The sequence below is a fragment of the Bacteroidales bacterium genome (assembly GCA_021157585.1).
GTDB lineage: Bacteria > Bacteroidota > Bacteroidia > Bacteroidales > UBA12170 > UBA12170.
Map to the genome: position 1 here is coordinate 1 of JAGGWH010000183.1, position 12,257 is coordinate 12,257.

The 12,257-nt window shown below is 34.2% G+C and carries 10 protein-coding genes and 1 tRNA gene; 3 read left to right on the forward strand and 8 right to left on the reverse strand.

Going from position 1 to position 12,257, the window contains the following annotated elements; all coding sequences use genetic code 11:
• The 3 genes from J7K39_12635 to J7K39_12645 all read left to right on the forward strand — a co-directional run.
• The coding region (locus J7K39_12635) for an ATP-binding protein (protein ID MCD6180739.1) at positions 1-939 on the forward strand (939 nt) is incomplete at its 5' end.
• A 22-nt stretch (positions 940-961) separates the two neighbouring features.
• Positions 962-1,147, forward strand: a complete 186-nt coding sequence (locus J7K39_12640; GenBank protein MCD6180740.1) for a type II toxin-antitoxin system RelE/ParE family toxin — start codon at positions 962-964, stop codon at positions 1,145-1,147.
• A gap of 4 nt (positions 1,148-1,151) precedes the next feature.
• Positions 1,152-1,436, forward strand: coding sequence for a putative addiction module antidote protein (locus tag J7K39_12645; protein MCD6180741.1), 285 nt, complete (start codon positions 1,152-1,154; stop codon positions 1,434-1,436).
• 69 nt (positions 1,437-1,505) lie between these two features.
• On the opposite strand, the gene J7K39_12650 is transcribed toward J7K39_12645, so the two are convergent.
• The 8 genes from J7K39_12650 to J7K39_12685 all read right to left on the reverse strand — a co-directional run bounded on the left by J7K39_12650 (position 1,506) and on the right by J7K39_12685 (position 11,475).
• Positions 1,506-2,126 (reverse strand): tetratricopeptide repeat protein, encoded by a 621-nt coding sequence (locus J7K39_12650; GenBank protein ID MCD6180742.1) that lies wholly within the window; start codon positions 2,124-2,126, stop codon positions 1,506-1,508.
• 13 nt (positions 2,127-2,139) lie between these two features.
• On the reverse strand, positions 2,140-4,341 hold the full coding sequence (locus tag J7K39_12655) for an urea transporter (GenBank protein ID MCD6180743.1): 2,202 nt from the start codon (positions 4,339-4,341) through the stop codon (positions 2,140-2,142).
• A 2-nt stretch (positions 4,342-4,343) separates the two neighbouring features.
• Positions 4,344-5,375 carry a DUF1624 domain-containing protein gene (locus J7K39_12660; GenBank protein MCD6180744.1) on the reverse strand — a complete coding sequence of 344 codons (1,032 nt, stop codon included), beginning with the start codon at positions 5,373-5,375 and terminating at the stop codon, positions 4,344-4,346.
• A 151-nt stretch (positions 5,376-5,526) separates the two neighbouring features.
• Complete coding sequence (locus tag J7K39_12665; GenBank protein MCD6180745.1) at positions 5,527-6,873, reverse strand: hypothetical protein; 1,347 nt, start codon at positions 6,871-6,873, stop codon at positions 5,527-5,529.
• 17 nt (positions 6,874-6,890) lie between these two features.
• On the reverse strand, positions 6,891-7,949 hold the full coding sequence (locus J7K39_12670; protein MCD6180746.1) for an ATP-grasp domain-containing protein: 1,059 nt from the start codon (positions 7,947-7,949) through the stop codon (positions 6,891-6,893).
• A complete protein-coding gene (locus tag J7K39_12675; GenBank protein MCD6180747.1) occupies positions 7,946-8,188 on the reverse strand; it encodes a PqqD family protein in 243 nt (80 codons plus the stop codon). Before J7K39_12675 ends, J7K39_12670 begins: the two co-directional genes overlap by 4 nt.
• Before the next feature lie 327 nt (positions 8,189-8,515).
• Positions 8,516-8,588, reverse strand: a tRNA-Thr gene (locus tag J7K39_12680).
• A gap of 316 nt (positions 8,589-8,904) precedes the next feature.
• Positions 8,905-11,475: a hypothetical protein gene (locus tag J7K39_12685; GenBank protein ID MCD6180748.1), complete on the reverse strand. Its 2,571-nt coding sequence runs from the start codon at positions 11,473-11,475 to the stop codon at positions 8,905-8,907.
• Positions 11,476-12,257 lie beyond the last annotated feature (782 nt).

Consider the following 12,257-nt stretch of genomic DNA (forward strand, 5'->3'; position numbering starts at 1 on the left):
GTTCAAAACCTACCTGAATTTGAAAAACTGCTTGAAGGATTATATGTTACTCAAAATATAGCTTTATATGTTACAGGTTCTAACGCTTATCTTCTATCAAGCGAATTAGCAACCATACTTACAGGCAGAGCATATGAAATTAATGTTTTACCATTCTCGTTTGCCGAATATTTGGAATTTACAGGTAAAACAGCAACTCCCGACCGTGCTTTTGCTAATTATATGCGAACAGGAGGATTTCCTGAAGCTGTTGGATTTATTGAATCAGGAGAAAGTTATGCTTACGAATATCTAAAAACCGTTTTTCAAAACATATATGAAAATGACATACGGAAAAGGCACACAATATATTATGAAACATCTTATAAGGAAGTCGTTAGTTTTCTGATTGACAGTATTGGTTCAAGAGTTTCAGCAAGAAATATTGCAAAAGTTCTTACGGCAAACGGAAAAAAAATTGACAATAAAACAGTATCAAAGTACATTGATACGCTTGTGGAATCTTATCTTTTTTATAAAGTAAATCGATACGATATAAAAGGAAAACAACATTTGGCAACGCAGGAAAAATACTATCTTGTGGATTTGGGTTTGCGATATGCATTACTTGGGAAAGAACTTACGGCAGATACAGGGCATTTACTTGAAAATGTGATATTTCTTGAATTACTTCGTCGTAATAATCAAATCTGGATAGGAAAAACAGATAATCTTGAAGTCGATTTTGTTGTTCGAAACAAAGATGGTTACACACAATACATTCAAGTGGCATACACAGTAAAAGAGCCAAAAACACTTGAAAGAGAACTCGCTCCGTTTAATAAAATCCCGGATTTTAACGAGAGATTACTTATTACAATGGATTACGAAACAGGAAACCATAACGGAGTGAAACAGGTAAATGCAATCGACTGGATATTAGGTGATAAAAATGATTAAAAAAGAATAAAATGACGAACGCTTGGGAGGTTACAAATCTGTAGGTGATGGAATTAGAGAGTTACGAGTGAATTTTGCAAAAGGATACAGAGTTTATTTCAAGGAAAAAGATGAAAAAATAGTTATTCTACTAATTGGAGGAGAGAAGTCATCTCAACAAAAGGACATTGAAAAAGCAAAAGAAATCTGGAAAAAATCAAAAAAATAGAAAAATGGGAACTTCAAAATTTGACATAGCGGATTATTTGGACAGCAAGGAAATGATTGCGGAATATCTCAACACTGTTTTGGAAGAAGGAGATAACTCAGATGTAATTATTGCAATTGGACATATTGCAAAAGCGATAGGAATGACCAAAATATCGGAGGAAACTGGATTAAGCAGACCCAGTTTATACAAAGCATTATCGGATGGCGCAAAGCCTCAATTTGCAACAATAATGAAAGTTTTAAAAGCAATTGGAGGACAGATTCAAGTGAATCCAATATCCGCTTGAAAAAATAACGATATCACAATAAATGTTCAACGGTAAATTCGTTTTTTCGTTAACTTCCGTTAGCACTCCTTAATTTACCCATTTCAATCCTTCAAGGGCAGATGTGTCGTTTGGAGAGTACATAAGTACTTTTTGAAAAAGAACTTTAGCTTCTCGACTATGTCCTAATTTGAACTGTGTCCACGCTAACATCAAAAGAGAATCGTAATCGAAAGGGTAGAGTTGAACAACTTTTTTAAAATAATTAAATGCGGTAATATAATCTTTATCTTCATAATAGATAAGCCCTAAACGATAGTTTGCCTGAGTGTTATTGGGCGAATTTTCTACTATTTCTTTATATAAAGTAATAACTTCGTTTGTTTTTCCTAAAGCTAATTTTGGTAAAACCAGTCCAAAACGTGCTTCTTCAGAATAGGGCATTAATGTTAGTGCTTTATTGTAATAAGTTACAGATTCAGTATAAGAACCGGCCATATAATCTAACCAGCCAAGACGAATATTTATTTCGTAGGAATTTTCAACATATACCTTTTTCATACTTTTTATGGCATCGGTATAATTTCCTTCTTTTTCATAAAGATAGCTTTCTTCAAAAGCATTAATTATTTCACTAATACTTTGGCCGAAAGATGATTGTACTCCGAAAAGTAAAAATAGGACGATTGTAATATATTGTTTCTTTAGCATTTTATTTTATTTTTTATTTTGAAAAAAGTTGTCGTGCAGTAATTTTTTCGTTTTTCCTGTTTAAGGTTATTTCCTTAATCCCTTGATTATTTATAGTAATTTCATACGACCAAGAATCTACTTTGCGATTAATAATAAAGTTATCAATCCGTGAAATGAGTTTTATTTCTGAGGGCATTAATTCATCGTCGATAGATATTGTTTTCTGACTATAGTTGGAATGTAGATACATATAAAATGGTGCAATAAAATCTTGGAAGAAAAGACGTGCTTTTCCAAAAATCTGATTGGCAGGAATCTGATCTGTAATTTCCATATCTTTATAAAAACCAGTCTGAATTTTAAAGAAAGATAGATAAAAATGGAAGAGTACGGCTTTCTTGTCTCCTACATAATTCTTAAAATATAATAAATTACTATCGCTGTAAAAATAAGCGTAGGATTCTGTTTTTGCACAATAGATATAGTTATTATTGTAGGTGTCGGCTTTAACCTCCCAGGTAAGAGTTTCTTTTCTTCCTTGCTTATCTATCTCAAATTGAAGCTGTTGACCAGGAATGAAATGTAAAGCATTTTGAAGCAGAGCATTGCTTTGGATATTCCCAATCTTCTGGTCTTTAAATGGTTTATCAAAAAGGTGCAATTCATAATCGCCATTTTGTTTTTGAGAAATATAACGAGCAAAAGGATAATCAAGTGTTTTGGAACCTATATATGGCGTGGCTTGAATTTGAAAATGTAAGTGAGGGTATGGCGATCGTCCAGAATTTCCCACTTTAGCAATGACTTGCCCTTTACGTACAAAATCACCCGCTTTTACAAGTATCGTTCCGTCTTTTAAATGACTTAATTGGGAAAAGAGATAATCGACATGTTTTATAACGATGGAATTCCCCCAATTATTCACTAAATTCATATCGCCAATAATATTATCAGCGATACCACTAATTACTTCCTGAATAAAACCGTCCGCTGGCGCCAAAACATTTTTTTCGTAGCAGTAATAATCCTCAGGATAATCGCCATCATTTTTGTATTCCAGATTTTTTCTGTCGCGGATAACAAAATCCCAAGCATGTTTCCATTCTCCACGATGTGTAAATTCGCCATCGTGACCTTGACTAATATCCCACATTCCGGTTATGGGTAGAGCAAGAGAATGGTATTGTAATTCTCCAAATCTGCGACTGGCATTTCTATAAAAATACAGGTTCTTTTCCGGCGAATAATGTTGAATGACAACCTCTTTTAAGCCTGATTTTTTAGGGAGTCTTAACTTAATGCTGTATAAAAATACAATAACAATAAAGTTAAATGGAAATGCATAAATGGAGAGTTGGAATTTAGAAAAAATCTCCATCGATGCCAAGGTAATAAGTACCACCAAAGGCAGAATAATTACAGTCCATAAATAGCTGTGTTTATTGGGAACTAAAAAGAAACCTCCCAAAGCCATAGATGTTAGAATAAAGTTAAATCCTATATAAGTATAGCTTAATTCGTTTAAGTCGGCTCCAATGAAGGAGTAAAAATAATAGGCGGTATAAAATCCAATTATAGATAAGCTAAGTGCAATTCTTGAATAGATTAGAATTCCTATTGAAATTATAATGCCGGCAAAAATATTGTATTGAAAAAAGATTGCCCCTAAGGATAAGAAATAAACTTTTAAGGAGTAAACAAAGGGGACTTCGTTCCACCAATTATAAATATCTACTAAATCTTTTCCTCCAAGACCATAAATGCTATTTACAAAATATATAGAACGATCGCTTAACCAAATATTTAGAAAAGAAGAGCCCGATAAATCGATAGTCCATATACCAATAAGGAAAGGAATACTTAAAAAAGGAAGTGTGTATTTTCCTAACCAAGCTTCGAAACTGACATTAAGAAAAAGTATGAATAAAGAAACGGCTACGATAATTGAGAATAACTCTATGCTGGGTTGAAAATAAAGTCCAATCCCTAAGCCTGTTAGCAAACCATTGTAAGCATAAGTTCCCTTTTTTATTTTATAATGATCGAAACCTAAAGCATAGGCAAATCCATTGGAAGCAATTGCAGCTAATAGTCCTCCTAATCCCGACCAAACATCAAAGAAACTGACAATGAAAAGTAATATGCCAAATATCTTATTATTCGAAAAGAAGATTTGCGAATAACTGTTTAGTATTCCGTTTAAAAGATCTTTTATGTCGATTTTTGTTTTCAATTTTAGATAGAATATTTTTTACGGTATTGAGACCAAAGGTACGTTAAAACACTTGATATTATGATGATGTTGAAAATCCAGAAAGCCCATTCTCCAATGTCTTGAGTTTTATATAATGCTGTACCCAGATTCCCAATAATCAACCACTGAAAAACATAGATTGCGGTTACATTTTTTCCTAAAAACTGAAAGTAAATGAAGAAAATGGTGTTCTCCGCAACTTTGTTCAACAGAAAAAGAGTGTATACCCAGAACATTACAAAAGCGGTGCTCCACAAAAAGAATAAAAAATTATGATGATAATATTCCGCTAAATTAGTTGAGGTGTTTATCCCAAAGTTTGCTGTGAGCAATAATAATACACCAAGTAATCCTAATGAAATTTTACTCCAGATACTTTTAGTAAAAGCTTCGATATTGATTCTATCAGCCATTATTTTAAAGCCGTAACCCAAAAGGGGATAGGCCAACCAAGGGATTAATGGGAAGTAGGACCAAGATGTTCCTCCAACAAGAAACGCTAAAATATATCTCAAAGAATGATTCTCAAACTGAAGAGGATCAAACAATTGAGATAGAGCTGCTATTGCGACAGCAAGAATAAAATAAACCCAATATTTATTTGTAGCTAATTTTTGAAATAAAGCTAAACTCATTAAACTCAATCCAGCTAAAGGTAAAATATCGACTCCAAAAATATAATGCCAAGGATTTATTTCCCATCCTTTAAAAATGATATTGAAGAGCAAATGGGCGTTAAGACCAATATTTAGAACGATGCCTCCCAAAAACAGGCGAATTCCACGTTTGGTCATATCAGCTGAATTCTTTTTTCCAAAGGCTAAAAAATAGCCCATTATCACCATAAAAACAGGAGCGGCTGGAATTCCTCCTAAGAAAAGGGAGGTGATACCCAAGCTGCCATTAAAGATTTCCTCTTTGGTAAAAAGCTCCATCAGGTGCACTTGTATCATTAAAAGTACAGCAAGGCCTTTTACACTATCAGGGAAATTTAATCGTTTTTTGTTTGCCATAGTTTTGATTAGAAAAGTATTAAAGGGGCTTTCTTTTCTTTGTAATTCTTCGTGCACCTTAGCGGTTCCGTTTTTTTACCACAAAGGCGTACGAAGGATTACAAAATTAACACGAAGGTCTTTTTAGACAGCCTCTTTCATTTTATATAGTTTATTTTAGATATTCCGGAATTACTTCAGGAGCAGTAATGCTTTCCATAGTTTCGCGATTACGGATAGTGTGTACTTCGCCTTCGCGATCAATCATAACAACTTTTGGCCGGTAAGTAATAAATTGCATCCATTGTGTCATATTGTAAGCACCTATACGTTTAATTACAATCTGATCACCAATTTTCATAGAAGGAAATTGGATGGCCTCTCGGATAACATCAATATTCATACAAAGTGGGCCGTAGAGTGTTGTATCTTCTGTGTATTTTGAGGACTGCTGAGCAGGAACAACAATATGTTCGTACCAGAATGAGGTAAAGAGCATATTTACTCCTATATCTAAAATAGTTGCTCTTCTGCCGTCTTTTAATCTTTTGTTTCCGATTACGGATCCTAAAAGATAACCTGCATCATCAATTAAAGCACGACCCGTTTCCAAGAATAAAATGGGTAAATGTTCCGGATCGATAGCAGAATTTATTAATGCATTGGTAATGGCTTCGGCATATTCATCAAAAGAAGGACAAGTGTCACTGCCAGGCAAATAAGCACCTTTTAAAGTGTTTTTGGAGGCAAATCCACCACCCATATCAATATACTTAATCTTATGATTGTATTTTCTGTCCAAGCCAATAGCCAAATCAGCTAATACCTTAGCAGCATTTCCATAGCCGTAAGGTGCCATAATATAGGTTCCGATATGGGTATGTAATCCAACTAAATCAAGCTTTTTGCTTAGCATAATGCGGTTTAAGGCATTCCAAGCATCGCCGTTTTCATAATTAAAACCAAATCTGTCCCATTGAGGATAAATGCCATTGTCCATATTTACTCGAATGGCAACTTTTGGTCGTTTGTCGGTTTCATCAGCCAAGCGGATAATCATATACAATTCATCAAAATGGTCGATATGAATTAAAGATGCATTTTCTATGGCTAAGCGTAAGTCTTCTTCTGTTTTATCCGGGCCGTTAAAAATAATTTGATTTCCGGGAACGCCGTTATTTAATGCTTTCTGATATTCAAAACCGGAAACAACTTCTGCCCAAGAACCCATTTTATGAAAGGTTCGGCAAACGGCATCAATATAATTTGTTTTATAAGACCAAGCAAATTGAACTTTGGGGTAGCGTGTGCTAAATGCCTGATATGCATCCTGATAGGTGTCGTGCATTGTTTTTTCAGAGATAACGAATACAGGCGAACCATGCTCAGCAATAATATCTTTAACAGCTACATTATCTATTTCTGTAATGGGTGTTAGTTGGTTTCCCATTCCAAATTTATCTGGAACTCCGGCATTTATTTTGGTAATTATAGGTCTTTCAAAGAATTTCTTTTCCATGATATTAAGTTTTAATCTTATTTGTGAATATTATCAAGTTCCCCCGTCATCGAAAGTTTTTCGAATTGAGAGATATCACCAATCATATCGTATGAATAGCGAACAAACATCGTTCCTGTACTATAGCTGCTCATGGGCTCTACTTTTTCGCCCATGGCAAGTTTAATTAATGCTTCGGGTATATTTTGACCGGCACCAACAGCAAGATAAACCCAAGCAGGAATACGAGGATTAATTTCTATCATATAATATTTATTATCGTTGGTACGTATCATTTCCAGTTCCATTCCTCCGCGCCATTTTGTATTTTCTATAAGCTTATGAGTCAGATCCAACATTTTTTCATCTTTTATGGTAATTCCACCCCAAGCCTTACCTTTATCGGTAATAAATTGTTTACGCATAGGAACTGCACCAATAGTATTTCCTTCACCATCGCCAAGAGCAACTACATTGACTTCTGTTCCTTTAATAAATTCTTGTACAATAATGGGTAATCCCCATTTGGCACTAATTTTATTAAAATGTGTTGTTAGTTGTTCTTCGTTATATGCAATATTTGCATCGTAGAATTTTCCTTTTACTAAAACAGGAAATTCATATTCTTTTTTTAGTTTGTGAATGTCGGAAACGCTTGTGATATTTGTGCTTTTAGGAACATCAATATTGTACTTTTTTCCAAATTTTGGGAGTACTGCTTTTTGTCGTTCCTCAAACTGTTCTATGGTTGGTAAAAAGGTTTTGATTCCCATTTCCAATAAACGCTTTTCGGCTTTCATAAAAGTGTATAATTCAGCATCGAAATTAGGAATTAATACATCTATATTTTCTTTTTCGTTGATGTATCTAATGCGTTCTATGAGTAGATCAGCACCACCGGAAGGATAGGGAATCTGGTAGGTTTTGTCCACCATATTTTCCATATAAATTCCAGGCTCAAGGTTTTCGTATGCCAATCCAATAATGCGGACATCAAATTCCTTTGACTCACGAAGACTTCGGATAACCGGAATTCCCGGTCCCGGATTATCAGTATTGTTTAAACCAGTTACGGCTATTGTTAGTTGTTTAATCATCTTTCAATCAGATTGAATTGATTAAGAATACTGATAAAATCGAAATAAGCAGATTCAAAAGTGCCTTGACTTACATCATAATTTTCGAGGAAGTGAGCCACTATCTCTTCTTGAGTTTTACCTTCATTCATCAGTTTTAAAATATCTGCACCTACAGGATTTAAAGAGTAGGTTTCTCCTGTGCCTGCGTCGAATACAAAACCCGATTCGCTAATGGCTATATTGTTTTTTAATTTCATCTTAAAATAATTTTGTTAAAGGTTAGAAAGAACTTGTATGAGAAGTTCCCATCTGTATTTATAAATATCGAACATGCTTGATTCATAAGATTGAATTTTTACTCTTTTTCAACAATACAAAAGTGCACCCATTTTTTAAGGCAGGTGTTATATAATTTTGTGTTTTTGTAATAAAATTATACTGTTTTCTAATGAAATTTGGTTGAAAATGTATGAAATTTAGTTTTGCTATAGTTACCGAGTCTATCTTTTGTGCAATTCTCTATATAAAAGTATCGTTTGAGAGAATAGTATTGAAATAAGAATTATCCTTTTTAAAGAAAGTAGAGCCATTCATGGGACTCGAACCCACGACCTGCTCATTACGAATGAGCTGCTCTACCAGCTGAGCTAAAATGGCTTTTTTTTGATTTGCAATTTTAATCCATTTATTTGAGAAAACGAATATTTATCTTTTCTAAAATGGAATTTTTTTAAGGGATAGATTTTTCGTTAATATCACGCAAAGGTGCGGAGACGCCAAGAAAAAGTGCTTGTTAATTATTTAGGTGCGTTTTTACTGGTAAAATTACCTTAGACTTATAAAAAAAAGTAAATTAATATAAGTAAACCTTTGCGACTCAGGGTATTTGCGAGATATTAAATCACACAAAGACACTGACACACATAAATAAGCTCATCTATTTCGATAGCGATTGTTAAATCTTTATGTTAGCCTATAAGATCTGTCCGAAAAATATAGCATTTGCAAAAACCTTATTAGAGCCATACCAAAAACCTCTGAAATTAGTATTGTCTAAAATGGAGATTACATTTCCTCTCCCAACACGATTGGTAATAATGAATGGAGCATTCTTGATTCGCTCTACATTTTCTATAGAACTGTAACCGCTTTTTAAGGGCGAAGAAGTGTAACGGAAAGGAGCATTATATTTATTCTCTGGCAATTTGGCTACACTTGTCCCTGATTTAAATACAGGTAAAGTATTTCCGTTTAAACCGTAAGCTAAAGGATGAGAAGGATCAAAAGTAACTTCAAAAATAGCACCGCTAATTTGCTGAACATTTGCATCGGCTCTGCGGTTTGCATATCTTGGAATGCCTTCAATTTCAAGTTTTACATCATCTTTGAATTGAATATCTAGCTTTAAATTTTTAGCCGCCCAATGAGCTGCACTTTTGTAAGTAATTAGATTTCCACCATTTTTAAGCCATTGTTGTAGCTTTTCAATGCCCGCTTTCCCAAGCGCATCGAAAGAACCTCCAGGGAGAACAATGGTAGTATATTTTGCTAAATCAACTCTACCTGCTTTATCTTGTTCAACCAAAGTAATGGGCATATTGTAGCGCTGATCAAATAAATGCCAAACTTCACCTGCATCCCTGCTGCTCGCTCTTCCATCAACAAACATCAATACTTTGGGCTTTTCTAATACAGCAAAGCTGCTACTACCAATATCAATTCCGCTAGGCGTTAAACTTGTCGATAAACCGTAAATATCAATCCCCGTTTCTTTTGCTAAACGACTCATGCATTTTGCTAAGTCATTTTTTACTAGTGGTTGATTATTTGTTGGAATAAGAATGGTTCCGAAACCAAATTCTTCATTAAGTTCATCAGCGGTATAGCTAAATTCATTTTTGGCCACTTTAGTTCTTAATCCCTTTGCTTGGATAGCCGCCAATAATTTAGGCGCATAATAATCGTCCCAGCGGAAAGCATAAGCTACCGCTTTCTCGCTACCTAAAATCTCGCCTTCTTTTTTATCGATACTTGCTAATTCTTCGGTTTTTGGTAGAACCATTTTCTTGCTACGCTTTATTTCTGCATTAGGCATATTAAAAGAATAGAAGAAATTCCAGGTGGATACATCATAAAATGTTTTGTCTTCGAAAGAGTTGCTTTTTTCAAACATCGATTTTATCAAGCGGTAATTCTTTTGTGTAGCAGTAATAAAATAGCTATTCCCTTTTTCAAAGGTTTTGCCATTTATTCTATAATTATCTGTAAGTTGCTTAACTTCAATCGCATGAATATTGAGGATGTTTAAAAATTCATAGGTTTTTCCTAAATCCTTCGAATCGCCAAAAACCCAACCTGCAATAGGATCTTTTCTGGCTTCATTTAAAGCAGAGGTATAGAATTCTTTTTGATAATCGAGTAGGGGTTTTCTTAAGTTTAAGCCAGCTTCTAAAGTCGATAATGTAACTGTAAACTGGTTACGAATAGCAAAAGGGAAAGTCAGTATACCATTGTTAGTTTTGCGCATAAAACCTCGAACACTAGCCTGTTCAAATAAAATACCAATGCCTGAATTGATATCAGGATAGGAAGATCCTTTACCAAAATAATAATCGTCAAATAACTCCTCGCTAAAATAGAGCGAACCAATCTGATCTAGATTCTTGGCATGGTAAGTGGCAATTTTTTTGATTAGTTCGTAGTTTTTATGCGGTGTTAAAGGATTGTTTCTGCTGGGTACGCCTGGCTGAAAAAAGAAAGTAGAATTAGAACCCATTTCGTGATGGTCGGTGACGATATTGGGCTTCCATTCTTGCAGCTTGGCTACATATCCACGACTTTCAGGATTAGTCAACAATAAATAATCGCGATTCATATCAAACCAATAATGGTTGGTTCTGCCGCCAGGATACACCTCATTAAAAATTTGTGAATTAGGATCTGTTAAATCGGCATAACTTTTATGTGTATTTGCCCAATTGGCAAAACGATTCATACCGTCGGGATTCAATGCTGGATCAACGATAATAACGGTATTTTCAAGCAATTCTTTCATTGCAGTGCTTCTGCCAGCGGCGAGATGATAGGCGGTTAGCAAAGATGAATTTGCTCCACTAGCTTCGTTACCGTGTATGGTATATCCCAATAAGACAACCAAAGGCATATTCTCTGTATTTATCTCTCCAGATCCGTCGGATGACGGAGAAGGATCGCTAAGCTTTTGATGCTCAGCTTTTATTTCATCCAAACGGGCTAAATTCTCAGGCGAAGAGAAAATTAAATGTACCAATGGGCGGTTTTCGTAAGAACGAGCATATTCTACCAAGATGGCTCTGTCGCTAGATTCTGCAATAGTTTCCATATATTTTATAAGCTGATCGTGACTCACCATCCAATCGCCAACTTCATAACCTAAAACTTGTTTAGGCGTTGGGATATTGATATCGTAATTTACATCTTTAGGTAAATAATAATTTAGATCGGTTTGTGCAACACCGACGTTAACAGTCATAAATAGACCGAGTAAAGCAAATAGGTTTTTCATGGGTATGTTTGTTTTGATTTGTGAAAGTATTAAATTTTCCGAATTTAGGAGCAAAATTTAGCTTATTTATAAATGATTTTAAATAGCGAGATAGAAAAGACTTGAAAAGTAGAATGCTTATTTTAGAGCTTTTCATAGCATCCAGAATATTTCTGCAAAAAAAAACGAAATCACATATTAAAAGAATTGAATATCTTTTTTTAATAATTAGAGATAAGTAGCTTTTAGGATTGCTGTTGTTAAAAAACACTAAATAAATCAGCGATAATCAGCGTAATCAGCGGGAAAAAATAACTTGAGGAAACATCCCGCAGATTTCGCAGATATACACAGATGGAATTTGAATGTAAAATAGGTGCTAGTAAAGTGCGATTTTTATTTAACTGTAACTATTTCATTTTTTTTTCATAACTTTGGGAGGCGTATAACATATCCTGATAGATATCAGGATTATTTAAAATATACTACCACGGGAGAATCCCGATTATGTTTGGGAGCGGTTAGATTTTGTAGAAGGGTTGTAAATTATTGCTTTTAAACTAAGTATATCCTGATATAATTTGGGATATGGTTATAAGTTAGATATTAATTAGTTGCCAGTAATTTAAAAAGATGACAGCATATTTAGATAATAATATATTTATTGATATTGAGAGTGGATATTACTTGTTGTCAGATATTATGAGACAGATTGATAATAATAGTCCAAAAATCTTTTATTCTGCATCACATTTACAAGAAGCAAACGAAATAACTGGTAGCAATTCAATTGAACGTACAAA

Excerpts from the sequence above, each read along its gene's own strand:
- J7K39_12645 (MCD6180741.1), top strand. The coding sequence starts at position 1,152 with ATGGGAACTTCAAAATTTGACATAGCGGATTATTTGGACAGCAAGGAA.
- J7K39_12650 (MCD6180742.1), bottom strand. The coding sequence starts at position 2,126 with ATGCTAAAGAAACAATATATTACAATCGTCCTATTTTTACTTTTCGGA.
- J7K39_12670 (MCD6180746.1), bottom strand. The coding sequence starts at position 7,949 with ATGATTAAACAACTAACAATAGCCGTAACTGGTTTAAACAATACTGAT.
- J7K39_12660 (MCD6180744.1), bottom strand. The coding sequence starts at position 5,375 with ATGGCAAACAAAAAACGATTAAATTTCCCTGATAGTGTAAAAGGCCTT.
- J7K39_12665 (MCD6180745.1), bottom strand. The coding sequence starts at position 6,873 with ATGGAAAAGAAATTCTTTGAAAGACCTATAATTACCAAAATAAATGCC.
- J7K39_12685 (MCD6180748.1), bottom strand. The coding sequence starts at position 11,475 with ATGAAAAACCTATTTGCTTTACTCGGTCTATTTATGACTGTTAACGTC.
- J7K39_12675 (MCD6180747.1), bottom strand. The coding sequence starts at position 8,188 with ATGAAATTAAAAAACAATATAGCCATTAGCGAATCGGGTTTTGTATTC.